Source organism: Paracoccus sp. TRP (assembly GCF_000185925.1).
Lineage (GTDB): Bacteria > Pseudomonadota > Alphaproteobacteria > Rhodobacterales > Rhodobacteraceae > Paracoccus > Paracoccus kondratievae.
In genome coordinates this window covers 58,638-84,007 of sequence record NZ_AEPN01000009.1, presented here as the reverse complement: position 1 = coordinate 84,007, position 25,370 = coordinate 58,638, and the positions used below count along the sequence as shown (strand labels likewise).

Sequence of the window (25,370 nt, the reverse complement as noted above, 5' to 3'; positions counted from 1 at the left end):
CCTGACAACGACATCCAGAGGACGGCATGAGCGACGATTCCACCAAAGCGGGTCAAGAAAAGCGTCATCACGAAGGCGACGTTGCCTTTATTCAGGCACTGGCCGAACTGCTCAATCGCAACGACCTGACCGAGCTGACCGTCAAGCGGGAATACGACGAAAATGACCGGCTGACCGTCAGCCTGTCGAAACAGATCCGGCAAGCCCCCGCAGTGCAAGCCGCCCCCGTCTTTGCGGCACCGTCTGCGCCTGCCGCCGCGCCTGCCGCCGCAGCGGTCCCCGCCCCGCAAGAGGACCCGGCGAACCTACCCGGCGCCGTCACCTCGCCCATGGTCGGTACGGCCTATCTTGCGCCCGAACCCGGTGCCACGCCCTTTGTTACCATCGGCCAGCAAGTCAAAGAGGGCGACACGCTTCTGATCGTCGAGGCGATGAAGACCATGAACCACATCCCCTCGCCCCGCGCCGGCACGGTCAAGCGCATCCTCGTCGATGACGGCAGCCCGGTCGAATTCGGCGCTCCCCTGATGGTCGTCGAGTGAGCCAGGGCATGTTCGACAAGATCCTGATCGCCAACCGTGGTGAGATCGCGCTACGCGTGATCCGCGCCTGCCGCGAGATGGGCATTGCCTCGGTCGCGGTCCACTCCACCGCCGACGCCGATGCGATGCATGTGCGCATGGCCGACGAATCGGTCTGTATCGGCCCGCCGCCTTCGACCGACAGCTATCTGTCGATGCCAGCCGTAATTTCGGCATGTGAGATCACTGGCGCCCAGGCCATTCACCCCGGCTATGGCTTTCTGTCCGAGAATGCCGGCTTTGTGCAGATGGTCGAAGATCACGGCATCACCTTCATCGGCCCTTCGGCGGAACATATCCGCATCATGGGCGACAAGATCACCGCCAAGGAAACCGCAAAATCCCTGGGTATCCCCGTAGTCCCGGGTTCGGACGGCGGCGTGCCGGATGTCGATTCAGCGCACAAGATCGCGGCCGAGATCGGCTATCCGGTGATCATCAAGGCCACCGCTGGCGGCGGCGGTCGTGGAATGAAGGTCGCCCTGGACGAGGCCGGGCTGGAAAACGCTTTCCGCACCGCCCGAGCCGAAGCCAAGGCCGCCTTCGGCAACGACGAAGTCTATATCGAGAAATACCTGCAGCGCCCGCGCCATATTGAAATCCAGGTCTTTGGCGACGGACGTGGCCGCGCGGTGCATCTGGGTGAACGTGACTGTTCGTTGCAGCGCCGCCACCAAAAGGTGTTTGAAGAGGCACCGGGCCCGGTCATCACGGCTGAGCAGCGCGCGCGCATCGGCGAGATCTGTGCCAATGCCATGGCCAAGCTTGGCTATCGCGGCGCTGGCACCATCGAGTTCCTGTTCGAGGACGGCGAGTTCTATTTCATCGAGATGAACACCCGCCTGCAGGTCGAACATCCGGTGACCGAGGCGATCTTTGGCGTCGATCTGGTGCGCCAGCAGATCCTGGTCGCTGCCGGCGAAGAGATGGAGTTCCGCCAGGAGGATCTGCAGATCCGCGGCCATGCCATCGAAGTGCGGATCAACGCTGAAAAGCTGCCGAACTTTACCCCCTCGCCCGGTACAATCTCTCAATATCATGCCCCCGGCGGTCTGGGCGTACGTATGGATAGCGCGATCTATGACGGCTATCGCATCCCGCCCTATTACGACAGCCTGATCGGCAAGCTGATCGTCCATGGTCGCGACCGGAACGAGGCTTTGGCCCGTCTTGACCGCGCACTTGGCGAATTGATCGTGGACGGGGTCGATACCACGTTACCGTTATTCCGCGCATTGCTTGAAAATCCCGATATCCAAAGCGGCAATTACTCGATCCACTGGCTCGAGCGCTGGCTAAGCGAGATGTCCGGGACCTGAGAGGTCAGGCGATGCGGCGGTGGGCACGAAGGCGCAACCCGATATGACCGGGCAGCTGACGGCCAGAACAATGCTCGCCGCCTATGCGCAAGGGGTATTTCCGATGGCGGATTCCGCCTCGGACCCCCGGCTTTACTGGTTTGATCCAGCCCAACGCGGCATCCTGCCTGTTGGCGGGGTGCATGTCTCGCGCTCAATGCGGCGTTTCTTGCGTCGCTGCGACTGGCATGCAACTTTGAACAACGACTTCGCCGGCGTGGTTGACGGTTGCGCCGACCGGCCCGAAACTTGGATCAACGCCCCTCTCCGCGCGCTTTATCTGGATCTGTTCCGCATGGGCCACGCCCATTCTCTGGAAATCTATACCGGCGATACCTTGATCGGCGGGCTGTATGGGCTGACGTTGGGCGGCGCGTTTTTTGCAGAAAGTATGTTCTCGCGGCGCGAGAATGCCTCAAAAGCTGCGCTGATCTGGATGTCCGTGCATCTGGCGCGCTGCGGCTTTGTTCTGTGGGATACCCAGTACCCTAACCCGCATCTGGCCTCGATGGGGGGGCAGACTATCTCCAGACTTGAATATAGACGGCGCCTCGCCACAGCTCTGCAAGTTCAGGCAGATATGATCTCGCAGCCCCTGCCTGGGTGTTACGACCTGTTGCAAGAAATCACCCAGACATCATAGCGCGAATCGTCAAGCGCAGACAGCGCAGGGGATGAGGCTACCATCCAGCCTACAAATACCTGAGCATTCGCGCGCTTGTCGGTGACGGTCAGTTCCGCATAAGCGTCCGAAGTCGGGTCGGCGGCGGGATATCGGCATTCAGACAGCCTGACCTCAAGCCTGCCGAATTCGGCAACCTGGCCAACTGATAGATCAAAGTCTTCGGTCCGGCCAGTGATCTTGTCGAGGCCACGCAGCAGTGCACCTGTACCCGCCGCAGTTTCAGGCCCACGCGCCTGATCGGCAGCGCGCTGACGCTCAGCCGCCGAGGGCTCGGCCGGGACGACAGCAGCAGGATCATCGCTGAAGGCCGGGTCGATCATCAACTGCTCATCCTCACCCTGCCCCTCATCCTCCTGAGCAAAGACAGGGCCAGCGATGAACAGAAGGCAAAGACAGGCACGGGTCAGAAGGTCATTCATTGTTCGTCATCCGCAGTTTGCGCATCGACAAATTTCATCATCAGCGAGATCAGGCTGACAGCGCCCTGCACATCCTCGATCTCGGCCCCCGGAGGCAGATCATCCGGTGCGCCGCCCGGCTGCAATTCGATATAGGCACCGCCAAGCAGCCCGTCCGACTGTATCAGTGCCGCACTGTCACTAGGCAGACGAATGCTTTCTGGCAGTCTCAACCGCGCCTCAGCAAGGTAAGTCTGGGGGTCGAGCTCAATCCCGGCAACCCGTCCGACCCGCACGCCAGCAACCCGAACATCGGTACCGACCTCAATGCCGCTGACATTCGGAAAGGCCGCGCGCAGTTCATACCCACCGCCAAGCCCTGACGTTCGGCCGCCCGATGTGGACCAGATAAGAAAGCCGGCCGCTACGGCCAGAACGGCCGCGCCAACCCAAAGCTCGGCCCGTTCAGCGGCGCTCACCATCGGTTTACTCAGGCTGCCAAGCGTCGTAGTCGCGGCGCGCGGCCGGCTCAGCACGGTACAGCGAACCCGCCGGATGATAAGCCTCAACTGTACCGGTCTGGTTCGGCAGATGCGGTTTTTCCCATGATTTATGGGCCAGAGGCTCTTGTGTCGGAGGCTGCTTGTAGGTGTGGTGCAGCCAGCCATGCCATTCAGGGGAAATCCGGCTTGCCTCGGATTCACCGTTATAGATGACCCAGCGACGCTTACCGTCGCGGGACTGGTAGTAGATGTTGCCCTGATCGTCCTTGCCGACCTTCTCGCCGTAAAGCTTGGTCCAGACCTGAGTGTTGATGGTCTGGCTGTTCCACCAGGTCAGAAAGCGCAGGAGAAGCGACATGGGTTTGGACCTCATCAAATCGATCTGTCAGAGATATGGCGCAAGATGCGGTGAAGGTCCAGAGATGCTTGCCCGTTCCAGTCGATCTCGAAGCAAATCAATGCAGTAATTTGTACGTAATCGCTGCTTGCACCGTCCATGCTGGTGGATATTCGCCAGGACCTGCGCCAGATCTGGAACGTGCCTACGAAAACTGCCATTTCATCGCTAGCCGCGCCATCAGCGGGGATGAAATAGAACAATGGTCTGAAAATCCCGTCATCCACTGGGCAGTGTTCCCATAAACAAGGTTCATCTTATTGGCGGTGCGTGATTCAATCTCCTTGAAAGGAGGTTGCCATGCGCCGTCACGAATTGAGCGACGAAGAATGGGCTATCATCGCACCTCTCTTGCCGGCCAATAGCCGTGGAATTGAACGTGTCGACAACCGCCGGGAGATCAACGGCAATCTGTGGCGTTTCAGGACCGGTTCGTCCTGGCGAGATGTGCCGGAGCGTTATGGTCCACGCACGACGCTTTACAATCGGTTCTCCCGCTGGGGCGTAAAGCGGGTGTCTGGGATCGCCTTCTGGACGCGGTTTCAAAGCGTTACGATAGAGATATCGTCATGATCGACAGCTCTTACATTCGCGTTCACCAACATGGTGCCAATGCTAAAAAGGGGGCTCTGCCGATCCTTGCATGGGGCGTTCTCACGGTGGCCTGACGACGAAAATTCATGCTCTCGTTGATGCAGATGGCCGACCGGTTCGCCTGGAACTCACAGCTGGTCAGGCTGCGGATGCGCCAGTTGCTCAGCGATCTGCAGCCCGGCACAACGATCCTGGCCGACAAGGCATATGATACCGACGCAATTCGTAACTTCGCCAGGCAACGCAAATGCAGGGCGAACATTCCTGCAAAAGCCAATCGAAAGCAGACATTCAACTTCAACCCCAGAGTCGACCATCAGCGCAATCTCGTGGAACAGTTCTTCAACCGTATCACGCAGATGCGGGGCCTTGCGACGCGATACGACCGACGTGCCGACGACTATCTCGCCGCCCTCCAGCTTGCCGCGACGAGGATATGGATTAACTCAGCTAATGAGTCCGCGTCCTAGTCACCTGAATCTAGAGTTCGGCACATAGATTTTGCTGTGTTTTCTGGGAGAAGCGTTTGACGGATGCGAGGATTTCGTCGGCAGATTTGACCCATCGATAGGGCTTGGGGTTTTCGTTGTGCGCGTCTATGAAGGCGGCGATATCGGCCTCCAGGTCTGCGGTGGAGCGGTGGACACCCCGTTGCAGTTGCTTGCGCGTCAGTTCCGCGAACCAGCGCTCCACCTGGTTGATCCAACTCGCCGAGGTGGGTGTGAAATGCACATGCCAATGCGGGCGCCGGGCGAGCCAGGCCTTGATTTTGGATGTCTTGTGGGTGGCGTAGTTGTCCATCACCAGCTGCACATCCCGTCCTTGCGGCAAGGTTGCATCGATCCGCTTCAGGAAGTCTCGGAACTCGGTCGCCCGGTGCCGCTTGTAGCATTTGCCGATCACCGCCCCTGTGGCGATATCGAGTGCTGCAAGCAGCGAGGTCGTGCCGTGGCGGATATAGATAGCTATGGGTTCTCCGCTCGGCGACACCCGGCGCCATCGGCAACACCGGCTGTTCCCGATCCAGCGCCTGAATCTGGGATTTTTCGTCCACGCACAGCACGATGGCCCGGTTCGGCGGGGCCATGTAAAGGCCGACGATATCCTGCACCTTGTCGACGAACAGCGGATCGGTGGAAAGCTTGAAGGTCTCACTGCAATGTGGCTGCAGGCCGAAGGCGGCCCAGATCCGGCGGATCGTGGTGTGCGACAGGCCCGTCACCGCGGCCATCGAGCGGATCGACCAATGGGTGGCGTCCTTCGGCGTGGTGTTCAGCGTCCGTTCGATGACCTCGGCCACCTGGTCGTCCGATACTGTGCGGGGCCGGCCGGGACGATATTCGTCGGTCAATCCCTCGATCCGGTCCCTGACGAACCGTCTGCGCCACTTGCCGACGGTATGCTCATGCACTCCGGGCCGCGCGCCGATCTCCTTGCTTTGCAGCCCTTCCGCGCAGAGCAGAACCATCCGGCACCGGGCCGACAGCGACCGCGTGGCCTGGTGACGCCGGACCTGCGCCTCGAGAAAGTCGCGTTCATCGGCACTCAGAACCACCTCGCCCGCCACTCGGCCAACCATATCATCCCTCCGAAATCGGAGGGGTCAATGATATGAACTACAGTTCCAGATGACTAGGAGTTGCTTACCTTGTCGGGCTTGCTGCTTGCCCCGGCTGCAGAGCCGGGGGGGTATGTGCCGACCGAGAAAGCCGCGTACTGAAAGTACATTCAGCTGCGGATCAAATGACACCAAACAGGTACCTCCCGGCACGGCACAGATTACACCGCACCGGGAGTACAATTTAACCGGCGGTCGCCGTTTCCTTCTTGGAATCGGTATGGATCAGCAAAGGTTTGGCTGCCGAGTTTTCCACCGCCTCTTCATTGACCACGACCTCTTCCACGCTGTCCATGCCCGGCAGATCGAACATGGTATCAAGCAGGATATCTTCCATGATCGAACGCAGGCCGCGTGCCCCCGTCTTGCGCTTGATGGCGCGGCGGGCGATGGCGACAAGGGCATCCTCGGTGAAGGTCAGCTTCACGCCCTCAAGCTCAAAGAGCCGCTGATACTGCTTGACCAGCGCGTTCTTGGGCTGGGTCAGGATGGTGATCAGCGCCTGTTCGTCCAGATCGCCCAGGGTAGCGATGACCGGAAGGCGACCGACAAATTCCGGGATCAGGCCGAATTTCAGCAGGTCCTCGGGCTCGAGCTGCTTGAAAAGCTCGCCCACACCCTTATCGTCGTTTTCCTTGACAGAGGCGCCAAAGCCCATCGCAGTGCCTTTGTTACGCTGTGCGATGATCCGGTCAAGCCCGGCAAAAGCACCGCCGCAGATGAACAGGATGTTTGTCGTATCCACCTGCAGGAACTCTTGCTGCGGATGCTTGCGACCGCCTTGTGGAGGCACGCTGGCGACGGTACCTTCCATGATTTTCAGCAGCGCCTGCTGCACCCCCTCACCCGAAACATCGCGGGTGATCGAGGGGTTGTCAGATTTGCGGGTGATCTTGTCGACCTCGTCAATGTAGACGATGCCGCGCTGCGCCCGCTCGACGTTGTATTCGCTGGCCTGCAGAAGCTTCAGAATGATGTTTTCCACATCCTCGCCAACATAGCCTGCCTCGGTCAACGTGGTCGCATCAGCCATGGTGAATGGCACGTCCAGAATGCGGGCCAGGGTTTGCGCAAGCAGCGTCTTGCCACAGCCCGTGGGGCCAATCAGCAGGATATTCGACTTTGCCAGCTCAATATCATTCTTTGAGCTGTGGTTCAGCCGCTTGTAATGGTTGTGCACCGCGACCGAGAGCACGCGCTTGGCATGTTCCTGGCCAATCACATAATCATCCAGAACATTACAGATCTCGCGCGGGGTCGGCACGCCGTCCCCGGATTTCAACGCCGAGCTCTTGGTTTCTTCGCGGATGATGTCCATGCAAAGTTCGACGCATTCATCACAGATGAATACGGTCGGACCGGCAATCAGCTTACGCACCTCATGCTGGCTCTTGCCGCAGAAGCTGCAGTAGAGCGTATTCTTGCTGTCGCCACCGGTCGGATTGGCCATCAGTTGATCCTCGTATTGCACCGGAGGCCCGGCAAAAGCACCGGACGACCGCCTGTTTTGCACGTGGCCAGGCCACGCCATGCGTTGCCCATCATGTTACGAGCCACCCAAGCCCGTCACAATCCCCAAAACGCTCGTCCGACAGCTTCTCGCGGCCGGGATCACTTGCTGGGGTCGGCCTTGCCGCGCGGTTCCAGGATCTCATCAATGAGACCCCATTCCTTTGCTTCCTCGGGCGACATGAAGCGGTCACGCTCCAACGCCTCTTCGACTTCGCTCAGCTCGCGGCCCGTGTGTTTAACATAGATCTCGTTCAGGCGGCGCTTGAGTTTTTCGGTTTCACGCGCATGGATCAGGATATCAGTCGCCTGTCCCTGGAATCCTCCCGAAGGCTGGTGGACCATGACGCGGCTGTTGGGCAGCGAGAAGCGCATCCCCGGCTGGCCCGCGCAGAGCAGCAGCGACCCCATCGAGGCCGCCTGCCCGACCACCAGGGTCGAAACGCGCGGCTTGATATATTGCATTGTATCATAAATCGACAGGCCCGCAGTCACCACACCTCCGGGGCTGTTGATATACATGCTGATGTCCTTGGTCGGGTTTTCCGCCTCAAGAAACAGCAGCTGCGCTGAGATCAGCGTCGCCATGCCGTCATGCACCTGGCCCGAGAGAAAGATGATCCTTTCCTTCAGCAGGCGCGAGAAGATGTCATAGGCACGTTCGCCGCGGCTGGTCTGCTCTACGACCATCGGGACGAGCGTGTTCATGTAGAATTCTGCCGTATCTTGCATGTCTTTCCTTGCCTTGTGTCCCTGCCTGGCCTGCCCATCTTGCGACTCGTCGCGGGACCGTCCCGCCGTCCGGTCGTTGCTAGTCGCAAAAGGTTGACAGAGTCTTAGTAACGACAGCCCGAAAGGACAAGAGAGCGATAAAATTTGCTCCCCTCCGCCAGCGCCGGTAATCTGGCGTCCGAGCGACGGAGAAACGCATGAAACTGATCGTTGGCCTGGGCAATCCGGGCACGAAATATGCCGCGAACCGACACAATGTGGGCTTCATGGCGGTCGATCGCATCGCCGCAGATCACGGTTTTTCGCCCTGGCGCGACCGTTTTCAGGGCCAGATCTCTGAAGGCCGGCTGGGAGGATTGCGTATCACCCTGCTCAAACCCGCGACATTTATGAATCTGTCCGGCCAGTCGGTCGGAGAGGCAATGCGCTATCTGAAAATCGCCCCCGAAGACGTCATCGTGCTGCATGATGAGCTGGATCTCGCACCCGGCAAGGTACGGCTAAAGACCGGCGGAGGCCACGCCGGACATAACGGGCTGCGATCGCTTCACCAGCATATCGGCGAGGCTTATCGCCGGCTGCGCATCGGAATCGGTCACCCCGGCCACAAGGACCGCGTCGCGGGCTATGTCCTGTCGGATTTCGCCAAGGCCGAAGAGGCGGGGCTTGAGGATCTGTTGCGCGGCATTTCAGACGGGGCAGATGCACTGGCCAAGGGCGATGACGCGCGGTTCATGAACGCAGTTGCGGCAAGGGTCGCACCACCCCGGAACAGTGGCAGCAAGCCCGTGCGGGGTCCTGAACCGGAAAAGTCTGCGCGAAAGGCTGCAGATGATCCACCTGCCAATGACCCACCCAGCCTGGCAGATCGGCTGCGCGCGCTTACTGAACGGTTTCGTTGAATGGCGTGGCGTGACGCTTTTGCTGAACAGGCGCGGGCTTGCCGTTCTCTCGGCTCCCCCCTGACCGCGCAGGTTTGCGAAGCACTGGCCGAAATTCTTGCGCATGATCATGGCGCGTTAGCGGAACGGATACGGAATTGGCCGGGGGATCCCAGCTATCGTGCTGATTCCGTGCCGCTGCGGCTGTGCGGGGCGCTGCATGCGCTTGTGCTGACCGGACAGACCCAAGGTCTGGCCGGTGCCTATAAACGTTCTGACGCAAGCGTCTTGCGTAAAGAGATATCAAAGGCAATTCAACGTCATGAACAGCATATTCTAGAATGGATCGAGCATGCGCCGCAAACAAATGAGGTTGCCCGCTCGGCGGTATTGATCGCGGGTAGCTGGTTTCTGGCCGCGCTGCTGCCGGATTGCCGCTTTGATCTGCTGGAACTTGGCGCCAGTGCTGGAATCAACCTGAACTTTCCATTTTATAATATTGAAATAAAAAATAATAATTTTCTTTATGAATATTCCGATACTGTCTGCCTCTCACCTGAGTGGCGCGGCAAACAGCCTTTGCGCGCAAAGCTGCTGATCGGATCGGCGCGTGGCGTGGATCTGCATCCGCTTGATCCCACTCGCGACGGGTTGCGGCTGCTTGCCTATATCTGGGCCGACCAGCACGAACGGCTTCAGCGCATGCGGGCAGCCCTGGCCGTGGCCAAGCGGCATCCCGTGCGCGTTGACCGCGACGATGCCGGTCACTGGCTTTCCAGGCAGTTGGCTGAACCCTGCCCCCATGGACGGCTTGTGTATCATACCGTGGCGGCGCAGTATTTCCCAACCTCGACCCGCGATCAGGTTGAGGCAGCGCTTGATATTGCTGGCGCCGATACCAGCGCCGATCGCCCATTGGCGCATCTGTCGATGGAATCTGACGGAGGCGAAGGCGCAGCCCTGACCCTGCGGTTGTGGACAGGCGGTGAGATGCGCAGATGGAGCCTTGGGCGGGCCGATTTCCATGCCCGCTGGATCGACTGGCAGCCTGAGGAGATATGACAATGGACGCGCCGATTAACGTTCTGGGCACACCGCTCGAGTCCTGCTCGACCGCGCCATTGACCGGCTTTTTCCGCGATGGCTGTTGCAATACAGGTCCCGAGGATGTTGGCCGCCATACGGTCTGCGTCATCGTCACTGCCGAATTCCTTGCCCTTTCAAAATACCTTGGCAATGACCTTAGCACCCCGCGACCCGAGTTCCGATTTCCCGGACTAAAGCCCGGTGACCGCTGGTGCCTGTGTGCCGCACGCTTTTTGCAGGCGGCCGAAGAGTTTGCCGCACCCAAAGTGGTGCTTGAGGCAACCCACTCTCGCACGCTGGAGATTGTGCCGCTGGCGCTACTGCAGGCTCACGCCTGGAACCCCGGGGACAGGCCCGGGACCTAGCGCCCGATCCCGGCCAGGTAGTGCCGCACTGCCGCGACCACATGGCGGAAGCGGTCGCCGCCGAGATGCTTGCCACCATACCAGCGCGTCACAATCACCACATGGTCGGTCAGATCGGCGCGTTCCAGCATTTGCAGGATGATCTGGCTGGCCCCTGCCTCACCGTCATCGTCCCGTACCGCCTCGCCCGACAAAATCGCCGCCCAGGTGTTGTGGGTGGCCTTGGCAAAACGCTTGTTGCGGCGCAGCTCGGCAAGCAGTTCCCCGGCCTCATCACGGCTGCGCGCCGGACCACCCGATACCGCGTAGCGGGATCCGCGGTCCGAGATGATCTTGTCAAACACCCTTAACGTCATCTGCGGCGCCGGACGTAAAGCTCCAGCCGGTGCCGGACGATCTCATAGCCCATCTCGGCGGCGATCTCGGCCTGCAGGCGTTCGATACGCTCGTTGACGAACTCCATGACCTCGCCGGTTTCGACATCAATCATGTGGTCGTGGTGATTGCCGTCGGCAGGCTCGAACCGGGCGGGCTCACCCTCGAATTCAAGCTTCTGGATCACCCCCTGGGTCTCGAGTGCCGCAAGCGTGCGATAGACCGTCGCAAGCGACACCCCTGCCCCCGCAGCCATGGCGCGCTGATGCAGTTGGGTCGCGTCAGGGTGATCCTCGGCATCAGCCAACACCCGCAACAGTGCGGCCCGCTGGCGGGTAATGCGCACGCCGACCCGGCGCAGCGCGTCCTCAAAGGCTTGGGCGCGGCTCTCGATCTCCATGCCGCTTTCTGGCGCAGATGCGAATAAATTGCAACTGGCTTGACAGTTGAGAATCGTTCGCAGATAAGGGCATCAGCACAGGATTGAGATCATCATGAATCGCAGAAGCTTTCTGACAACGAGTCTGGCGGGGCTGGCGGCCCCGGCCATCATCCCGCACGCAGCCTGGGCGCAGAACGGCAAGCTCAAGGTGGCGACCACTTTCACCATCATTGCCGATATGGCGCGCAATGTGGCTGGTGACCGGGCCAAGGTGGTGTCAATCACCAAGCCAGGGGCCGAGATCCACAATTATGAACCGACGCCCAGCGATCTGATCGGCGTACGTGACGCCGGGCTGATCCTGCGCAATGGCATGAACCTTGAGTTGTGGTTTGAACAGTTCCTGAGAAACCTTGGCGACCTGCCCTCGGCTACCGTGACCGAGGGGATCGAGCCGATGCCGATTTCGGGCGGGCATTATGACGGCAAGCCCAACCCGCATGCCTGGATGGCCCTGGATACTGCACTGACCTATATCGATAATATCGCCGCTGCACTGTCCAAGGCCGATCCCGGGGGCGAGGCGACCTACCGCGCCAATGCCGAAAACTATAAGGCTGAGATCGCCCGCACCATTGGCCCGCTGCGCGACGCCGTCCGTGCTTTGCCTGCTGAAAAGCGCTGGCTGGTCACATCTGAGGGGGCGTTCTCATATCTCGCCCGCGATTTCCACCTTAACGAACTGTTCCTGTGGCCGATCAACGCCGACGCGCAGGGCACACCCCAACAGGTGCGCCGGGTCGTGGATGCCATTCGCGAGCATGATATTCCGGTGGTATTCTCGGAAAGCACCGTCTCGGATCGTCCGGCGCGGCAGATCGCCTCTGAAACCGGGGCGCGCTATGGCGGCGTCCTTTACGTCGACAGCCTCTCTGACCCCGACGGACCGGTCCCGACCTATCTGGACTTGCTGCAGGTTACGTCAGAGACCATTCTCAAGGGGCTTTCGGATGAGTGACACCCCCGGCATCGAGGTCGCCGGCCTGACTGTGACCTATCGCAACGGGTTTACCGCTTTGCGTGATGCAAACTTTACCGTCCCGCAAGCCTCGGTCACCGCGTTGGTTGGCGTGAATGGCGCGGGAAAATCCACCCTCTTCAAGGCATTGATGGGGTTTGTTCCAGCGGCGGCCGGCAAGGTGCGAGTCCTTGGCATGGCCGTGCCGCAGGCGCTGCGCCAGAACCTGATCGCCTATGTTCCGCAAGCGGAAGAGGTTGACTGGACCTTTCCGGTTCTGGTCGAGGATGTGGTGATGATGGGCCGCTACGGCCATATGGGGTTTCTGCGTCGCGCGCGCCCCGAGGACCGCCGCGCCGTCGATGAGGCGCTGTCGCGCGTGAACATGCAGGATTTCCGCCATCGCCAGATCGGAGAGCTGTCGGGTGGGCAGAAAAAGCGTGTATTTCTGGCCCGGGCGCTGGCACAGGGCGCGCGGGTTATCCTGCTTGATGAACCCTTTACCGGCGTGGATGTAAAAACCGAATCCGCGATCATCGAGCTGTTGCAACAGATGCGGGATGAGGGCCGGGTCATGCTGGTTTCGACCCATGACCTGGGCTCGGTCCCCGAATATTGCGACCGTGTGGTGCTGGTGAAAAACACCGTTCTGGCCCATGGTCCAACGGACGAGGTTTTCACCCCCGAGAACCTGCGCCTGACCTTTGGCGGTGTGCTGCGGCACTTTGTTCTGGGGGCACGGCATCTGCATGACGACGACGACCCGCGCGGCCTGACGGTTCTGTCCGATGATGAGCGGCCGCTGGTCTTTTACGACGACAAGCAGCGCAGCACCCGCGAGGAGGCCGCGCCGAAATGATCCGCACATTACTGGTGCCCTTTGAATACAGCTATATGACCGATGCGATCTGGGTGTCGGCTCTGGTCGGTGGGGTTTGCGCCTTTCTTTCGGCCTATCTGATGCTCAAGGGCTGGTCGCTGATCGGCGACGCGCTGAGCCATTCGATCGTGCCGGGTGTTGCGGGGGCCTATATGCTGGGCCTGCCTTTTGCACTGGGGGCTTTTCTGTCCGGAGGGCTTGCCGCGCTGACCATGTTATTTCTGAATAAGCGCAGCGGCTTGCGCGAGGATGCAATCATCGGACTGATCTTTACCAGCTTCTTTGGGCTGGGCCTGTTCATGGTGTCGCTGAACCCGATGTCCGTCAGCGTACAAACCATCACCATGGGCAATATCCTTGCGATCACGCCCGAAGATACGCTGCAGCTGGCGCTGATCGGCGGCATCTCTCTGATCATTCTCGCGGCGAAATGGCGGGATCTGATGGTGGTCTTTTTCGACGAAAGCCATGCCCGGACCATTGGGCTGAACCCACAGGCGTTGAAGGTGTTGTTTTTTACCCTTCTGTCGGCCTGCACGGTTGCGGCCATGCAGACGGTCGGAGCGTTTCTGGTCGTCGCGCTGGTCGTGACGCCCGGGGCTACCGCCTATCTGCTGACCGACCGTTTTCCCAGACTGATCCTGACCTCGGTGGCAATCGGCTCTCTGACTTCGGCCATTGGTGCCTATGTGTCGTTCTTTCTGGATGGCGCGACCGGAGGGGTGATCGTCTGTCTGCAAACCCTCATCTTTCTGATCGCCTTCCTGTTTCCGCCGAAGCACGGCTATTTCGCCGCCCGCCGCCGTGCGCGAGAGGCGCTTGAGCCGACGCCGGAGGGCGCATGATGGATTGGCTGACTTTGCCCTTTACCTTTCCCTTCATGCGCGATGCGGCGCTGATCGGGTTGATGATCGCCCTGCCCGCCGGTCTTTTATCCTGTTTTCTGGTGCTCAAAGGCTGGTCGCTGATGGGCGATGCGGTCAGTCATGCGGTGCTGCCGGGTGTAGTGCTGGCCTATATCGCGGGCCTGCCGCTGATCCTTGGCGCATTCGTTGCCGGGCTTGGCTGCGCCATGCTGTCGGGCTGGTTGCAGGGCAACAGCCGGGTCAAAGCCGACACGGTACTGGGCGTCGTCATGTCGGGCATGTTCGGGCTGGGGGTGGTGCTTTACACCGCGATCCAGACCGATCTGCATCTGGATCACATCCTGTTTGGCAACATGCTGGGCGTTGGTCCCGAGGATCTGAGGCTGGCCGGGATCATCTCGGCCATGGTCGGGCTGGGGCTGATCCTGAAATGGCGCGACCTTGCGCTGCTGGCTTTTGACCCGGTGCAGGCGCGGGTTTCAGGACTGGCGCTTAACCTGCTGAACTATGGGCTGCTTGCCATGATTTCGGCCACGGTGGTTGCGATGCTCAGCTCGGTCGGGATCATTCTGGCCGTGGCGCTGTTGATCGCCCCCGGGGCGATTGCCTTTCTGGTCACGCGACGGCTCGCCGCCATGCTGATCACCTCGGTTGGGGTCGCCGCATTCGGGGCGGTCGCCGGGGTCTGGATCAGCTTCTGGCTGAACAGCGCCCCGGCCCCGACCATCGTTCTGGTGCTGACGGTGCTTTTCGTGCTGGCCTTTGCGTGGCGCAACCTTGCCACACGCCGGGCGCAGGCGGCCGGTTAGACCGTCCGCCCGCCATCGACCTCAAGGATGACGCCGGTGATGAAATCGGCCTCATCCGAAGAGAGGTAAAGCGCGGCATTCGCGATATCGCGCGGCTGCGACAGCCGACCAAGCGGAATGGTCGACAGAAAGCGCGCCCGGTTCTCGGGCGTGTCTTCGCAGCCCATGAAAAGCTCAAGCATCCCCGTCTCGCCCATCACCGGGGCAATGGCGTTCGCGCGGATACCTTCGGGCGCCAGTTCCACCGCCATGCTGCGGGTCAGCGTGTTCACCGCCCCTTTTGACGAATTGTACCAGGTCAGACCCGGACGCGGCCGGATGCCAGCGGTGGAACTGACATTGATCATCACGCCCTGCCCGCGCTTGCGCCAATGCGGCAACACCGCATGGGTCATATGAAAAATCGACAGCACATTGATGTCATAAATCTTGCGGAAAGCCGCCTCGTCCGTGTCCAGCAACGCGCCGTTCGGCGTCGTCCAGCCCGCATTGTTCACCACGATATCAAGGCTGCCGAACTCATCCAGGGTCTTGTCCACCGCTGCCTTTACCTGATCGCCCCGGCTGACGTCGCAGGTAAGCGCAAGCCCGCTGATGGCCGAGGCGACCGCGCTTGCCGTCTGCGCGTTGACGTCCAGAACCGCGACCCGCGCCCCTTCTCGGGCAAATGTCTCGGCAATACCCTTGCCAAAACCCGAGCCTGCGCCCGTCACCAATGCTGTCTTGCCTGCAAGCCTCATGACCCTTCCTCCCTCACTATGTAAAACGATGAACCACGGTTTTCAGGCGCGAGAATTCGTACAGGGCAGCAAAGCCCTTTTCACGCCCGTGACCGGATTTGCGCACGCCGCCAAAGGGCAGTTCGATCCCGCCCCCGGCCCCGTAGCTGTTGATGAACACCTGCCCGCAGCGCATTGCCCGGGCCATGCGGGCCTGCCGGTCGCCGTCTTTTGTCCAGATACCGGCGACAAGCCCGTATTCGGTGCCATTGGCGATGGCGATGGCCTCTGCCTCGCTGTCAAAGGGGATGGCGGCCAGAACCGGGCCAAATATCTCTTCCTGCGCGATCGGGCTGGTCGGATCGACCGGGCCGAACAGCGCCGGAGCAACATAGAACCCCGCCGCCGGCGCGTCCTGTGCGATCCGCCCCCTTGCGATTAAAGGTGCGTCGGCCTCGTCAATATAACGCTCGACCCGCGCCTTTTGCCGGGCCGAGATCAGGGGGCCAAGCAGCGCCCCCTCGGCCGGGCTGGCCTCGACCGTCGCGAAGCGTTCGGCAAGCATGGTGGTCAGCCGTTCCCATATCCCGCGCTGGATCAGCACCCGCGACCCGGCGGAGCAGGTCTGGCCGCCGTTCTGGACAATCGCATTGACGATGACCGGCGCCGCTGCCACAAGATCGGCATCGTCAAAGACAATCTGCGGTGACTTTCCGCCAAGTTCCAGCGTGCAGGGAATGTGGTTGCGGGCGGCGGCGATATGGATCGCCTGTCCAACCTCGGGCGAGCCGGTGAAGCTGATGAAATCGACGCCCGGATGTTCCGAAAGCGCCTGCCCCGCCACCACGCCGCGCCCGGTGACGATATTGATCGCGCCGGGCGGAAAGCCGCTCTCAGCTGCAAGTTCGCCGATGCGCAGGATCGTCAGACAGGCGTCCTCGGCAGGTTTTGTCACTGTCGCATTGCCCATGGCCAGCGCCGCACCGACCGAGCGGCCAAAGATCTGCACCGGATAGTTCCAGGGAATGATATGGGCGGTCACGCCATGCGGTTCGCGCATGGACATGGCGTCGTAGCCGTTCAGGAACGGGATGACCTCTCCATGCAGCTTGTCCGCTGCGCCGCCGTAATATTCGAAATAACGCGCAAGTGCGGCCATATCGGCACGGGACTGAGCAACAGGCTTGCCGTTGTCGCGGGTCTCAAGCTGGGCAAGCGCCTCGGCCTCGTCCTGGATGCGCAGGGCCAGGCGCAGCATCAGCCGTCCCCGCTCGGCGGCGGTCAATCGACCCCAGTCGCCCTCAAGGGCCGTCCGGGCAGCACGGACAGCCGCATCGACATCCTCGGGACCGGATTCGGCAATCATCGCAAAGGGCTGACCATCAATCGGCGAAATCATCGGCATTACAGCGCCCGAGGTGGCGGGCAACCACTCACCTCCGATCAGGTTTCTTGCGGGCGGCAGGACCCGGCCATGCGGCATATTTCACCTCCTGTCGGCGGGATTCGTCCGCTGTCAGCGTGACCGCCCCCAAGGCAGGACGCAAGACTGGCAAATGAGAATCGGCAGGTTAATCTGGGCGCAAAGAACAGCCCCGAGGTTTGCCATGACCAGACATCTCAGCGCCCATCCCGACGATCCCCATTACGTCAGCCGGTTAGGCTGGCTGCGTGCCTCGGTTCTGGGGGCAAACGATGGCATCGTCTCGGTCGGGGCGCTGATTACCGGCGTCGCTGCGGCCGATCCGGGGCGCGAGGCGATTCTGATCGCAGGCCTTGCCGGGCTGGTTGCGGGCGCAATGTCGATGGCGATGGGCGAATATGTCTCGGTCAGCTCGCAATCGGATACCGAGCGCGCCGATATCGCCCGCGAAGCCACCGCCCTGCGCGAAATGCCCGAAGAAGAACTGCACGAGCTGGCCGCGATCTACGAGGCGCGCGGTATGGCCCCGGGCACCGCCTTGCAGGCCGCGCGCGAGGTGAGCGCGCATGACGCGCTAGGTGCCCATGTGCGCGATGAGCTGGGGCTTAGCGAGGCCTCGAACGCCAACCCGTTGCAGGCGGCGCTGGCCTCGGCCGTGACGTTCAGCGCCGCGGCGGCGGTGCCGCTGATCGCAGCGATTCTGGCCCCCGGCGGCGCGGTTATCATCAGCGTTCTGGTCGCCGTCGTACTGGCACTGGCGGCGCTTGGTGCACTTGGCGCCTGGGCGGGGGGCGCTCCTCCCGGTCGGGCGGTGCTGCGCGTCACGCTGGGCGGGCTTTTTGCGCTGGGGATCACCGCCGTGATCGGCAAGATATTCGGCGTCGCGGTCTAGCCTTCGCGCTCATGACCCGTGCTTGCAGCGATCAGCGCCCATGCATAATCGCTGGCCGCATAAACTGTCACCAGCATTCTCGGGGCCTGATCCCGGATGAAGGTCATGTCCTTGTCCGGCATGACCGCCGTTGCTGCGACCATACGGCCTTCCTGGCCCACAGCGGGTTCTCCGGATCCTTCGTGCAGGTCCTGCAGTTCTCGCAGACTTTCCGGCTTTCAAAGGGGTTGCGCGTGACTGGAAAGATCATCGGCCGCTGCCTGTAATCAGGTCATCAGGGTTGCACCCACCCCCGCTGCCGCCCTATCTCGGGTCAGGCCAAGGAGAGATCATGGAAAAACGCACCCTTCCCGAGCGACCCGGCTGGCGTGACGAAGCCGAAAAGCTGGGCTTTACCTTTGCCGATATGGGCGGAGAGCCTTACTGGGACGAGACGAGCGCCTATCGCTTTACCCTGCGCGAGATCGAAGAGGATATCGAGGCCCCGGCGACCGAACTGCACGCACTGTGCCGCGAGGCGGTGGACCGCGCCGTGCAGGACGAATTCTGGCTGACCCGTCTTGATATTCCGCGCCAGCACTGGGACCTGATCGCAGCAAGCTGGGCACGCAGCGAGCCCGAGCTTTATGGCCGTATGGATCTGGCCTATGATGGAAAAGGTCCCGCAAAACTGCTGGAATATAACGCCGACACGCCGACCTCGCTTTACGAATCCGCAAGCTTTCAGTGGCTATGGTTCGAACAGCAGCAGGCGGCGGGCGTGCTGGATCCTGATGCCGACCAGTTCAACAGCATCCATGAGGCCATCGTTGCGCGCTGGACCCAGATCTGCGCCGATGGCGAGGATGTCCATTTCGCAGCCGATCCCGACAACCCCGAGGACTATGCCACAGTCGAGACGCTTGCCTGGGCTGCGCGCGAGGCGGGGCTTGGCGCCCATTTCACGCCGCTGGCACAGATCGGCGTGACGGACGAAGGGCAGTTTGCCGACGACCAGTCGCGCGTCATCGGCACGCTTTTCAAGCTTTATCCGTGGGAGGACATGCTGCGCGATGAATTTGCCACGCATCTGCAAAGCTCGGGCACACGTTTCATCGAGCCGCCGTGGAAGGCGATCCTGTCAAACAAGGGCCTCTTGCCGCTGCTGTGGCAGATGTTCCCCGGACATCCGAACCTGCTGCCCGCGTTCTTTCTGGCCGATGTGCAGGAGGCGCTGTCTGGTGGTACGCCTGCACCCGAGGTCGCCGATGCCTTTGGCGCGGCCCGTGACCTGCTGTCGCAGGGCTATGTCACCAAGCCGATCTTTTCGCGCGAGGGTGCCGGGGTGGTGCTGCATGAAAACGGGTCAGAGCTTGCCCGCACCCCGGATGACAGTTATTCGCATCATCCGATGATCGTTCAGGGGCTGGCCCGCCTGCCCGATTTCGGCGGTTTTCATCCTGTACTGGGTGCATGGATCGTTGGCGAAAGCTGCTGCGGCCTTGGCCTGCGCGAAGATCGCTCGCTCATCACCCACAACCTTTCCCGCTTCAAGCCGCATTTTATCGAGGGCTGACCCATGACCGAACGCCTTACCCGCAAACGCTCGCGCCACGTCGCGCTGGTTCTCGCCGGGACCGCGACCCTTGCCCTTGCCGCCTGCGAGGATGACCGTATGGACGCGCAAAGCTTTCCCGATCTGGAAAGCTGCATCGCCGCCAGCAAACAGGAAACCCTGTGGTTCACCGAAGAGGACTGCCGCAAGAACTTTGCGGCAGCCGAACAAGAGTTTCTGGAAACCGCGCCACGCTACGAGTCCAAAGAGCTGTGCGAACAGCAGCACGGCGCCGGAAATTGCGGCAATGATCCTGTGGCGCAAAGCTCGGGCGGTGGCTTCTCGTTCATGCCGCTGCTGGTCGGTTACATGATGGGTTCGATGATGTCGCGCGGTGGCGGGATCTTTTCCCAGCCCATGGTCAAGACCGCCGACGGGCGCTTTTCGACACCCAAGGGCGACCAGAGTTTCGCCAGCAACCGTGGTGCAGGCAAGGTCCCCTCTTCGACCTTTCAACGCGCGCCCTCGACCATCGGTAAACCGCCGATGACCGCAGCACAGGTCAGCCAGCGGGGCGGCTTTGGCGCCTCGGCAACTGCCCGCTCGGGTTCGCGCAGCAGTTTTGGCGGCTGATCAGAACAGATAAGTTAACGCTAACATACACCCTTGCGATCCGACGCGGAAAAGCGCAACCTGCGCGCAGATTTCCGCAAGAACGAGGCCCGTCATGACCCCCGCAGAACAGTCCCGGAAAACCCGCGCGCTTTGTGAACTCGCTCCGGTGATCCCGGTTCTGGTGGTGGGCGATGCCTCGCGCGCCGAAGGGTTGGCAACCGCGCTGGTCACGGGTGGGCTGCCGGTACTTGAGGTGACGCTGCGCACCCCGGCCGCACTGGACGTGATCCGTGCCATGGCCAAGGTTCCGGGGGGCCATGTCGGCGCAGGGACCGTCCTGACCCCTGATGACGCCAAACGTGCCAAGGATGCAGGCGCAAGCTTTGCCGTTTCGCCCGGCCTGACCGAAACGCTTGCACGGGCCTGCGAGGACATCGGCCTGCCGCTTTTGCCGGGCGCCGTCACCGCCTCTGAGATGATGCGGGCGATGGAGCTTGGCTATTCGATGCTGAAATTCTTTCCCGCCGAAGCTGCTGGCGGGGCCAAATCGCTGAAATCCTTGGCTGGTCCTCTGCCGCAGGTCAGCTTCTGCCCGACCGGCGGGGTCACGATGCAGAATGCGCCGGACTATCTGGGTCTGCCGAATGTTGTTTGCGTTGGTGGCAGCTGGATTGCGCCCGACGCCGATGTCGCGGCAGGCAACTGGGGTGCAATCGAAACGCGTGCCCAAGACGCAGCCGCGTTGAAATGACCGCTACGCCCGACCTTGCCCATCCCGATGTGATGCGCCGAGCCTGGCGCAATGTAGCGGTTTTGCTGCTTGCGCAGGCGCTGCTTGGCGCACAGATGTCGATGATTTTCATCGTCGGGGGGCTGGCGGGCCAGATGCTGAGCCCCAACCCCTGTATCGCCACCCTGCCCCTGTCGATGATGGTCCTGGGGTCGGCCCTGTCGGCACGGCCCTTGTCGGGTTTCATGCGGCGGCACGGGCGACGGGCCGGGTTCCTGCTGGCCTGCGGCGCGGCGGCCTTGGGTGCAGCGATTGCAGCCTATGCGCTGGCTACCGGGTATTTCTGGCTTTTCACCGCCAGCGCGCTGCTGACCGGGGTTTATATGGCGGCACAGGGTTTTTTCCGTTTTGCCGCCACAGATTGCGCCCCGCCCGAGTTTCAGTCCAAAGCCATCTCATGGGTGCTGGCCGGCGGGCTTGCCGCAGCCTTCACCGGTCCGGCGCTGGTACGGATGACCGCCGATCTGACGGCCATTCCCTTTCTTGCCACTTACGGAGCAATCATCGGGCTGAACCTGCTGGGGCCGGTGCTGTTCGCTTTTCTTGATATTCCAACCACTCCGCGAGCTGTCGGAAAACATGCCGAAGGCCGCTCGGTCGCCGAGCTGATCCGCGTGCCTCAGATCGCCGTGGCGATGATCTGCGGCATGGTCTCTTATGCGCTGATGAATCTGGTGATGACTTCGGCCCCCTTGGCTGTGGTCGGCTGTGGCTTTGCCACCACCGATGCGGCGAATATCGTTTCAGGCCATGTGCTTGCGATGTTCGCGCCGTCATTTTTCACCGGCAATCTGATCGCGCGTTTCGGCGCCACCCGTATCGTCATGGTCGGCCTTGCGATTCTGGCCGGAGCTGGCGCAGTGGCCCTGTCGGGGGTCGAGTTGCCACATTTCTATCTGGCGATGATCCTTTTGGGGCTTGGCTGGAACTTTGGCTATATTGGCGCAACCGCCATGCTGACCCGCGCCCATCGGCCCGAAGAACGTGAGCGGGTGCAGGGGCTGAACGACGCCGTAGTGTTCTTTGGCGTGTTCCTGGCCTCTTTGTCTTCGGGCGGGTTGATGAACTGCATGGGCGGCTCGGCCCAAGCCGGATGGAGCGCGGTAAACCTTGCCATGCTGCCGTTTCTGGTACTGGCCGGTGGCGCACTTTTGTGGCTGATGCTGAGGCCGCGAGATCTGGCGCGGTAAAAGGGGGCTCTGCCCCCGCGCCTGCGGCGCTCCCCCGGGATATTTGGGCACGAAAGAAGCCGGGCGCGCGCCTAGAAAAGGGTCTTTTGATCCTTTGGCGCGGGCGGCCTGCGGCTGGTTTTGGAGGGCGGCGTGTCAGGTCGGGCCGTCATGCGACCATCCTGAAACTGGACCTCAAAGCGCGCGGTCTGCGTAGCCTCGGTCGCGGTGGTGATGAGGCCGTTCGGGCCCCGTATCACTGCAAAGCCGCGCCGCAGAGTCTCCTGATAGCCAAGCGTCTGGCGCAGCCTGTCCAGCCGGTCCAGCGCGTCACGGCGTTGCGAAATAGCGCGGACACGGACTGCGGTAAGGCGAGTGGTGAGCTGGTCGAGCGCAGCACGGTCACGGGCCAGTTGGCGGGTGCTGTCAGCAAGACCGCGCGCGCGGCCGCGTTCGAGTCGCTGCGCAAGGTCGATCAGGCGTTCGGATCTGTGCTGGCGCAGGCGCTGCAGGCCCTGCGGCAGGCGTGCAGACTGAGTTTGCAGTGCCTCGCGGCGATTGCGCATCATCGTCCGCAACATCGACAGGGACAGCGGCAGGGCGTTCAACTGGTCGCGGCGGGAGCGTACGAAACCGCGCAGGCCCGGCTCTAGCCGTTCGGCAAAAAGGTCGAAGCGTTGGCGCGCCGGATCAGTCAGGGCCTGTGGCCGGCCAAGCGCGCGGCCAAGATCGGAAAGCCGCTGACGCAGGCTTTGGCTACGGGCCTGGGCGGCGCGCATCATCCGCACCTGCAACTCGGTCAGCCGCGCGGCGAGTTCGGCCCGAACCGGCACCGCCATTTCGGCGGCAGCGGTCGGGGTGGGCGCCCGGCGGTCGGCGGCAAAGTCGATCAGGGTCGTATCGGTTTCATGCCCGACAGCCGAAATCAGCGGGATCTGACTGTCTGCCGCGGCCCGGACCACAACCTCTTCGTTAAAGCCCCAAAGGTCCTCAAGGCTGCCGCCACCGCGCGCAACGATAATAAGATCGGGGCGCGGGACAGGCCCGTCCTTAGGCAGCGCGTTAAAGCCGTGGATCGCTGCCGAAACTTGCGGCGCGCAGGCCTCTCCCTGTACTGCGACCGGCCAGATCAGCACCCGGGTTGGGAAACGGTCGCGCAGCCGATGCAGGATGTCGCGGATCACCGCCCCGGATGGCGAGGTCACGACGCCAATTACCCCTGGCAGTGCAGGCAGCGGACGTTTGCGCGCGTCGTCGAAAAGCCCCTCGGCAGCCAGTGCCTTGCGACGCTTTTCCAGCATCATCATCAGCGCACCAAGGCCGGCTGGTTCGATTTCCTCAACGATCAGCTGATATTTCGACTGACCGGGAAAAGTGGTGAGACGGCCGGTGGCGATAACCTCAAGCCCTTCTTCGGGCCGGGTCGAAAGGCGTGCAACCTGCCCTTTCCAGCTCACGGCGGCAAGCACCGACCGATCATCCTTGAGATCGAAATAAAGATGACCCGAGGAAGGGCGCGAGACGCGGCCGATCTCTCCACGAACGCGGACGCGGCCGAATTCGCCCTCGAGCACACGTTTGACCGCACCCGAAATCTCGGACACGGTGAACTCATGGGCGTTACTGGGGGCGGTGTCTTCAAAAAGCTCCATGTCCCGGTTGTGGCGCGGGCTGGTCGCAGGATCAAGGGGATTGATCCGGCGCGGGCCAGTTCCTAGAAGGCGCGGGACCAATGGCAAGGGGGCCTTTTGCGCATGAATATCCTGATCCTCGGCAGCGGCGGGCGCGAACATGCGCTGGCATGGGCGATCCGCCAGAACCCAAAATGCGACCGCCTGTTCGTAGCGCCGGGCAATGCCGGGATGGAGCCTCTGGTTCGACTGGCGGAGCTCGACATTCTCTCTGGTCCCGCTGTGATCGGTTTTTGTGAGGAAAATGCCATCGATCTGGTGGTGGTCGGCCCCGAGGCGCCGTTGGCAGCCGGGGTAGCTGATGATCTGCGCGGGGCGGGCATTCTGGTCTTTGGCCCGTCGCGGGCCGCCGCGATGCTTGAGGCATCAAAAAGCTTTACTAAAGAGGTTTGCGACGCCTGCGGCGCACCGACCGCCGCATGGGCACGGTTCGACGCCGCCGAGCCCGCCCGCGCCTATATCCATGAAAAGGGCGCGCCCATTGTCATCAAGGCCGACGGGCTGGCGGCTGGTAAGGGCGTGACCGTTGCCATGACCGAAGCCGAGGCCATCGCCGCCGTGGATGATGCCTTTGGCGGTGCCTTTGGCGAGGCCGGGGCCGAGGTGGTGATCGAAGAGTTCATGGAGGGCGAGGAAGCCAGCTTTTTTATCCTTTGCGACGGCACCGACTGCCTGCCGATCGGCACTGCTCAGGACCACAAACGTGTTGGCGAGGGCGATACCGGCCCGAATACCGGCGGCATGGGGGCATATTCCCCCGCCCCTGTCCTGACCCCCGCCATTCAGGAACAGGTCATGGACGAAATCGTGCGCCCGACCGTGGCCGAGATGGCGCGGCGCGGCACTCCGTTCCAGGGGGTGCTTTACGCCGGGCTGATGATCCAGAACGGGCGGGCGCGGCTGGTCGAATATAACGTCCGCTTTGGCGACCCGGAATGTCAGGTACTGATGTTGCGGTTGGGCGCGCAGGCGTTGGACCTGATCCTTGCCTGCGCCGAAGGGCGCCTTTCTGACATGACCGTGAACTGGGCTGACGATCATGCCCTGACCGTGGTTCTGGCGGCGAACGGCTATCCCGGCACCTATGAAAAGGGCAGCGCGATCCGGGGCCTTGATACCCTGCCACAGGACAGTTTCCGCATGGTATTCCACGCCGGAACTGCCCGGAAAGATGGCCAGATCGTAGCGAGTGGAGGCCGGGTTCTGGCCGCGACAGGACGCGGCGCAACACTGGCCGAGGCGCATGAGCGTGCCTATGAGCTGGCCCGCGCGATTGACTGGCCCGAGGGGTTTTATCGCCGCGATATCGGTTGGCGCGCACTGTAAAGATCAATCGGCCACCCTGCACCCCGCCCGGTCATGTCCGGGCGGGGTGTCCCCGCCGTCACGCCGAGGACAGGGAAAAGGCGGTAAAAAGCGCCGCCACGACAATTTTGATCTTTTCAACCCGGCGAGACGGGTCTTATATTCCGCGCCATGACTCGGACAAAGCAGATCATT

27 protein-coding genes and 2 pseudogenes are annotated in these 25,370 nt (G+C 61.8%); 17 read left to right on the top strand and 12 right to left on the bottom strand.

What is annotated here, in order from left to right; all coding sequences use genetic code 11:
• Positions 1–26: 26 nt before the first annotated feature.
• From accB to aat, 3 genes are read left to right on the top strand one after another with little or no spacing between them, the layout of a single operon-like run.
• On the top strand, positions 27–542 hold the full coding sequence (accB, locus tag PARACOCCUSGL_RS0107775; protein WP_010394945.1) for an acetyl-CoA carboxylase biotin carboxyl carrier protein: 516 nt from the start codon (positions 27–29) through the stop codon (positions 540–542).
• A gap of 8 nt (positions 543–550) precedes the next feature.
• The gene (accC, locus tag PARACOCCUSGL_RS0107770) at positions 551–1,900 is read left to right on the top strand and encodes an acetyl-CoA carboxylase biotin carboxylase subunit (RefSeq protein WP_010394942.1); all 1,350 of its coding nucleotides are present in this window, start codon (positions 551–553) and stop codon (positions 1,898–1,900) included.
• A gap of 43 nt (positions 1,901–1,943) precedes the next feature.
• Entirely contained in the window at positions 1,944–2,582 is a 639-nt protein-coding gene (aat, locus tag PARACOCCUSGL_RS0107765) for a leucyl/phenylalanyl-tRNA--protein transferase (protein ID WP_029371772.1), read from the top strand.
• On the opposite strand, the gene PARACOCCUSGL_RS20410 is transcribed toward aat, so the two are convergent.
• Genes PARACOCCUSGL_RS20410 through PARACOCCUSGL_RS0107750 form a run of 3 tightly spaced genes read right to left on the bottom strand, consistent with a single transcriptional unit; the run spans position 2,546 to position 3,883 of the window.
• Entirely contained in the window at positions 2,546–3,043 is a 498-nt protein-coding gene (locus PARACOCCUSGL_RS20410; protein ID WP_010394939.1) for a DUF2155 domain-containing protein, read from the bottom strand. The two genes, aat and PARACOCCUSGL_RS20410, sit on opposite strands and share 37 nt — an antisense overlap.
• Entirely contained in the window at positions 3,040–3,504 is a 465-nt protein-coding gene (gene mlaD, locus PARACOCCUSGL_RS0107755; protein ID WP_010394937.1) for an outer membrane lipid asymmetry maintenance protein MlaD, read from the bottom strand. The genes PARACOCCUSGL_RS20410 and mlaD overlap by 4 nt, the downstream gene beginning before the upstream one ends.
• Before the next feature lie 4 nt (positions 3,505–3,508).
• The gene (locus PARACOCCUSGL_RS0107750; protein WP_010394935.1) at positions 3,509–3,883 is read right to left on the bottom strand and encodes an NADH:ubiquinone oxidoreductase subunit NDUFA12; all 375 of its coding nucleotides are present in this window, start codon (positions 3,881–3,883) and stop codon (positions 3,509–3,511) included.
• Positions 3,884–4,222: 339 nt separating this feature from the next.
• Here PARACOCCUSGL_RS0107750 and PARACOCCUSGL_RS21430 point away from each other — a divergent pair.
• A pseudogene (locus tag PARACOCCUSGL_RS21430) lies at positions 4,223–4,986 on the top strand (IS5 family transposase).
• 10 nt (positions 4,987–4,996) lie between these two features.
• On the opposite strand, the pseudogene PARACOCCUSGL_RS20405 reads toward PARACOCCUSGL_RS21430, so the two are convergent.
• From PARACOCCUSGL_RS20405 to PARACOCCUSGL_RS0107725, 3 genes and pseudogenes are all read right to left on the bottom strand, one after another.
• Positions 4,997–6,095 (bottom strand): annotated as a pseudogene (locus tag PARACOCCUSGL_RS20405) (IS630 family transposase).
• Between the two features lie 223 nt (positions 6,096–6,318).
• On the bottom strand, positions 6,319–7,584 hold the full coding sequence (gene clpX, locus PARACOCCUSGL_RS0107730; RefSeq protein WP_010394923.1) for an ATP-dependent Clp protease ATP-binding subunit ClpX: 1,266 nt from the start codon (positions 7,582–7,584) through the stop codon (positions 6,319–6,321).
• 161 nt (positions 7,585–7,745) lie between these two features.
• Positions 7,746–8,375: an ATP-dependent Clp protease proteolytic subunit gene (locus PARACOCCUSGL_RS0107725; RefSeq protein WP_010394921.1), complete on the bottom strand. Its 630-nt coding sequence runs from the start codon at positions 8,373–8,375 to the stop codon at positions 7,746–7,748.
• A gap of 197 nt (positions 8,376–8,572) precedes the next feature.
• Here PARACOCCUSGL_RS0107725 and pth point away from each other — a divergent pair, with 197 nt between their 5' ends.
• Genes pth through PARACOCCUSGL_RS0107705 form a run of 3 tightly spaced genes read left to right on the top strand, consistent with a single transcriptional unit; the run spans position 8,573 to position 10,707 of the window.
• Complete coding sequence (pth, locus tag PARACOCCUSGL_RS0107720; protein ID WP_010394919.1) at positions 8,573–9,277, top strand: aminoacyl-tRNA hydrolase; 705 nt, start codon at positions 8,573–8,575, stop codon at positions 9,275–9,277.
• Positions 9,278–10,318, top strand: a complete 1,041-nt coding sequence (locus PARACOCCUSGL_RS20400) for a DUF2332 domain-containing protein (RefSeq protein ID WP_010394916.1) — start codon at positions 9,278–9,280, stop codon at positions 10,316–10,318.
• A 2-nt stretch (positions 10,319–10,320) separates the two neighbouring features.
• Positions 10,321–10,707, top strand: coding sequence for a DUF2237 family protein (locus PARACOCCUSGL_RS0107705; RefSeq protein WP_010394915.1), 387 nt, complete (start codon positions 10,321–10,323; stop codon positions 10,705–10,707).
• Here PARACOCCUSGL_RS0107705 and PARACOCCUSGL_RS0107700 read toward each other — a convergent pair.
• Together PARACOCCUSGL_RS0107700 and PARACOCCUSGL_RS0107695 are read right to left on the bottom strand one after the other, a co-directional pair.
• Positions 10,704–11,063, bottom strand: a complete 360-nt coding sequence (locus tag PARACOCCUSGL_RS0107700) for a YigZ family protein (RefSeq protein ID WP_010394913.1) — start codon at positions 11,061–11,063, stop codon at positions 10,704–10,706. The two genes, PARACOCCUSGL_RS0107705 and PARACOCCUSGL_RS0107700, sit on opposite strands and share 4 nt — an antisense overlap.
• Positions 11,060–11,482 (bottom strand): Fur family transcriptional regulator, encoded by a 423-nt coding sequence (locus tag PARACOCCUSGL_RS0107695; RefSeq protein ID WP_010394910.1) that lies wholly within the window; start codon positions 11,480–11,482, stop codon positions 11,060–11,062. The genes PARACOCCUSGL_RS0107700 and PARACOCCUSGL_RS0107695 overlap by 4 nt, the downstream gene beginning before the upstream one ends.
• Before the next feature lie 94 nt (positions 11,483–11,576).
• Here PARACOCCUSGL_RS0107695 and PARACOCCUSGL_RS0107690 point away from each other — a divergent pair, with 94 nt between their 5' ends.
• From PARACOCCUSGL_RS0107690 to PARACOCCUSGL_RS0107675, 4 genes are read left to right on the top strand one after another with little or no spacing between them, the layout of a single operon-like run.
• Complete coding sequence (locus PARACOCCUSGL_RS0107690) at positions 11,577–12,482, top strand: metal ABC transporter substrate-binding protein (protein WP_010394907.1); 906 nt, start codon at positions 11,577–11,579, stop codon at positions 12,480–12,482.
• Positions 12,475–13,341: a manganese/iron ABC transporter ATP-binding protein gene (locus PARACOCCUSGL_RS0107685; RefSeq protein WP_010394905.1), complete on the top strand. Its 867-nt coding sequence runs from the start codon at positions 12,475–12,477 to the stop codon at positions 13,339–13,341. Before PARACOCCUSGL_RS0107690 ends, PARACOCCUSGL_RS0107685 begins: the two co-directional genes overlap by 8 nt.
• Entirely contained in the window at positions 13,338–14,207 is an 870-nt protein-coding gene (locus tag PARACOCCUSGL_RS0107680; protein WP_010394903.1) for a metal ABC transporter permease, read from the top strand. Before PARACOCCUSGL_RS0107685 ends, PARACOCCUSGL_RS0107680 begins: the two co-directional genes overlap by 4 nt.
• Positions 14,204–15,037, top strand: a complete 834-nt coding sequence (locus PARACOCCUSGL_RS0107675) for a metal ABC transporter permease (RefSeq protein WP_029371769.1) — start codon at positions 14,204–14,206, stop codon at positions 15,035–15,037. The genes PARACOCCUSGL_RS0107680 and PARACOCCUSGL_RS0107675 overlap by 4 nt, the downstream gene beginning before the upstream one ends.
• Here the strand turns inward: PARACOCCUSGL_RS0107675 and PARACOCCUSGL_RS0107670 are convergent.
• Both PARACOCCUSGL_RS0107670 and PARACOCCUSGL_RS0107665 read right to left on the bottom strand, forming a co-directional pair.
• Positions 15,034–15,777 (bottom strand): SDR family oxidoreductase, encoded by a 744-nt coding sequence (locus PARACOCCUSGL_RS0107670; protein ID WP_010394897.1) that lies wholly within the window; start codon positions 15,775–15,777, stop codon positions 15,034–15,036. The genes PARACOCCUSGL_RS0107675 and PARACOCCUSGL_RS0107670 overlap by 4 nt on opposite strands.
• A gap of 16 nt (positions 15,778–15,793) precedes the next feature.
• Positions 15,794–17,239, bottom strand: coding sequence for an aldehyde dehydrogenase family protein (locus PARACOCCUSGL_RS0107665; protein WP_010394895.1), 1,446 nt, complete (start codon positions 17,237–17,239; stop codon positions 15,794–15,796).
• A gap of 124 nt (positions 17,240–17,363) precedes the next feature.
• On the opposite strand from PARACOCCUSGL_RS0107665, the gene PARACOCCUSGL_RS0107660 reads away from it, so the two are divergent.
• The gene (locus PARACOCCUSGL_RS0107660) at positions 17,364–18,071 is read left to right on the top strand and encodes a VIT family protein (RefSeq protein ID WP_010394893.1); all 708 of its coding nucleotides are present in this window, start codon (positions 17,364–17,366) and stop codon (positions 18,069–18,071) included.
• Here the strand turns inward: PARACOCCUSGL_RS0107660 and PARACOCCUSGL_RS22000 are convergent.
• A complete protein-coding gene (locus PARACOCCUSGL_RS22000) occupies positions 18,068–18,214 on the bottom strand; it encodes a hypothetical protein (RefSeq protein ID WP_010394891.1) in 147 nt (48 codons plus the stop codon). The genes PARACOCCUSGL_RS0107660 and PARACOCCUSGL_RS22000 overlap by 4 nt on opposite strands.
• Before the next feature lie 188 nt (positions 18,215–18,402).
• Between PARACOCCUSGL_RS22000 and PARACOCCUSGL_RS0107650 the strand changes: the two genes are divergently transcribed.
• The 4 genes from PARACOCCUSGL_RS0107650 (at position 18,403) to PARACOCCUSGL_RS0107635 (ending at position 22,200) form a co-directional block, all read left to right on the top strand.
• The gene (locus PARACOCCUSGL_RS0107650; RefSeq protein WP_010394889.1) at positions 18,403–19,626 is read left to right on the top strand and encodes a glutathionylspermidine synthase family protein; all 1,224 of its coding nucleotides are present in this window, start codon (positions 18,403–18,405) and stop codon (positions 19,624–19,626) included.
• A 3-nt stretch (positions 19,627–19,629) separates the two neighbouring features.
• Positions 19,630–20,238, top strand: coding sequence for a DUF1190 domain-containing protein (locus tag PARACOCCUSGL_RS0107645; protein WP_010394887.1), 609 nt, complete (start codon positions 19,630–19,632; stop codon positions 20,236–20,238).
• Between the two features lie 94 nt (positions 20,239–20,332).
• Entirely contained in the window at positions 20,333–20,971 is a 639-nt protein-coding gene (gene eda, locus PARACOCCUSGL_RS0107640) for a bifunctional 4-hydroxy-2-oxoglutarate aldolase/2-dehydro-3-deoxy-phosphogluconate aldolase (protein ID WP_010394884.1), read from the top strand.
• On the top strand, positions 20,968–22,200 hold the full coding sequence (locus PARACOCCUSGL_RS0107635; protein WP_010394881.1) for an MFS transporter: 1,233 nt from the start codon (positions 20,968–20,970) through the stop codon (positions 22,198–22,200). The genes eda and PARACOCCUSGL_RS0107635 overlap by 4 nt, the downstream gene beginning before the upstream one ends.
• A 71-nt stretch (positions 22,201–22,271) precedes the next feature.
• On the opposite strand, the gene xseA is transcribed toward PARACOCCUSGL_RS0107635, so the two are convergent.
• Positions 22,272–23,831, bottom strand: a complete 1,560-nt coding sequence (xseA, locus tag PARACOCCUSGL_RS0107630) for an exodeoxyribonuclease VII large subunit (RefSeq protein WP_010394879.1) — start codon at positions 23,829–23,831, stop codon at positions 22,272–22,274.
• Between the two features lie 102 nt (positions 23,832–23,933).
• Here xseA and purD point away from each other — a divergent pair, with 102 nt between their 5' ends.
• Entirely contained in the window at positions 23,934–25,196 is a 1,263-nt protein-coding gene (gene purD, locus PARACOCCUSGL_RS0107625) for a phosphoribosylamine--glycine ligase (RefSeq protein WP_010394877.1), read from the top strand.
• Positions 25,197–25,370: the final 174 nt, after the last annotated feature.

Bases quoted from the DNA above. Each gene is read 5' to 3' on its own strand.
- accB (WP_010394945.1), top strand. From the start codon at position 27: ATGAGCGACGATTCCACCAAAGCGGGTCAAGAAAAGCGTCATCACGAA.
- accC (WP_010394942.1), top strand. From the start codon at position 551: ATGTTCGACAAGATCCTGATCGCCAACCGTGGTGAGATCGCGCTACGC.
- aat (WP_029371772.1), top strand. From the start codon at position 1,944: ATGACCGGGCAGCTGACGGCCAGAACAATGCTCGCCGCCTATGCGCAA.
- PARACOCCUSGL_RS20410 (WP_010394939.1), bottom strand. From the start codon at position 3,043: ATGAATGACCTTCTGACCCGTGCCTGTCTTTGCCTTCTGTTCATCGCT.
- mlaD (WP_010394937.1), bottom strand. From the start codon at position 3,504: ATGGTGAGCGCCGCTGAACGGGCCGAGCTTTGGGTTGGCGCGGCCGTT.
- PARACOCCUSGL_RS0107750 (WP_010394935.1), bottom strand. From the start codon at position 3,883: ATGTCGCTTCTCCTGCGCTTTCTGACCTGGTGGAACAGCCAGACCATC.
- clpX (WP_010394923.1), bottom strand. From the start codon at position 7,584: ATGGCCAATCCGACCGGTGGCGACAGCAAGAATACGCTCTACTGCAGC.
- PARACOCCUSGL_RS0107725 (WP_010394921.1), bottom strand. From the start codon at position 8,375: ATGCAAGATACGGCAGAATTCTACATGAACACGCTCGTCCCGATGGTC.
- pth (WP_010394919.1), top strand. From the start codon at position 8,573: ATGAAACTGATCGTTGGCCTGGGCAATCCGGGCACGAAATATGCCGCG.
- PARACOCCUSGL_RS20400 (WP_010394916.1), top strand. From the start codon at position 9,278: ATGGCGTGGCGTGACGCTTTTGCTGAACAGGCGCGGGCTTGCCGTTCT.
- PARACOCCUSGL_RS0107705 (WP_010394915.1), top strand. From the start codon at position 10,321: ATGGACGCGCCGATTAACGTTCTGGGCACACCGCTCGAGTCCTGCTCG.
- PARACOCCUSGL_RS0107700 (WP_010394913.1), bottom strand. From the start codon at position 11,063: ATGACGTTAAGGGTGTTTGACAAGATCATCTCGGACCGCGGATCCCGC.
- PARACOCCUSGL_RS0107695 (WP_010394910.1), bottom strand. From the start codon at position 11,482: ATGGAGATCGAGAGCCGCGCCCAAGCCTTTGAGGACGCGCTGCGCCGG.
- PARACOCCUSGL_RS0107690 (WP_010394907.1), top strand. From the start codon at position 11,577: ATGAATCGCAGAAGCTTTCTGACAACGAGTCTGGCGGGGCTGGCGGCC.
- PARACOCCUSGL_RS0107685 (WP_010394905.1), top strand. From the start codon at position 12,475: ATGAGTGACACCCCCGGCATCGAGGTCGCCGGCCTGACTGTGACCTAT.
- PARACOCCUSGL_RS0107680 (WP_010394903.1), top strand. From the start codon at position 13,338: ATGATCCGCACATTACTGGTGCCCTTTGAATACAGCTATATGACCGAT.
- PARACOCCUSGL_RS0107675 (WP_029371769.1), top strand. From the start codon at position 14,204: ATGATGGATTGGCTGACTTTGCCCTTTACCTTTCCCTTCATGCGCGAT.
- PARACOCCUSGL_RS0107670 (WP_010394897.1), bottom strand. From the start codon at position 15,777: ATGAGGCTTGCAGGCAAGACAGCATTGGTGACGGGCGCAGGCTCGGGT.
- PARACOCCUSGL_RS0107665 (WP_010394895.1), bottom strand. From the start codon at position 17,239: ATGCCGCATGGCCGGGTCCTGCCGCCCGCAAGAAACCTGATCGGAGGT.
- PARACOCCUSGL_RS0107660 (WP_010394893.1), top strand. From the start codon at position 17,364: ATGACCAGACATCTCAGCGCCCATCCCGACGATCCCCATTACGTCAGC.
- PARACOCCUSGL_RS22000 (WP_010394891.1), bottom strand. From the start codon at position 18,214: ATGGTCGCAGCAACGGCGGTCATGCCGGACAAGGACATGACCTTCATC.
- PARACOCCUSGL_RS0107650 (WP_010394889.1), top strand. From the start codon at position 18,403: ATGGAAAAACGCACCCTTCCCGAGCGACCCGGCTGGCGTGACGAAGCC.
- PARACOCCUSGL_RS0107645 (WP_010394887.1), top strand. From the start codon at position 19,630: ATGACCGAACGCCTTACCCGCAAACGCTCGCGCCACGTCGCGCTGGTT.
- eda (WP_010394884.1), top strand. From the start codon at position 20,333: ATGACCCCCGCAGAACAGTCCCGGAAAACCCGCGCGCTTTGTGAACTC.
- PARACOCCUSGL_RS0107635 (WP_010394881.1), top strand. From the start codon at position 20,968: ATGACCGCTACGCCCGACCTTGCCCATCCCGATGTGATGCGCCGAGCC.
- xseA (WP_010394879.1), bottom strand. From the start codon at position 23,831: ATGGAGCTTTTTGAAGACACCGCCCCCAGTAACGCCCATGAGTTCACC.
- purD (WP_010394877.1), top strand. From the start codon at position 23,934: ATGAATATCCTGATCCTCGGCAGCGGCGGGCGCGAACATGCGCTGGCA.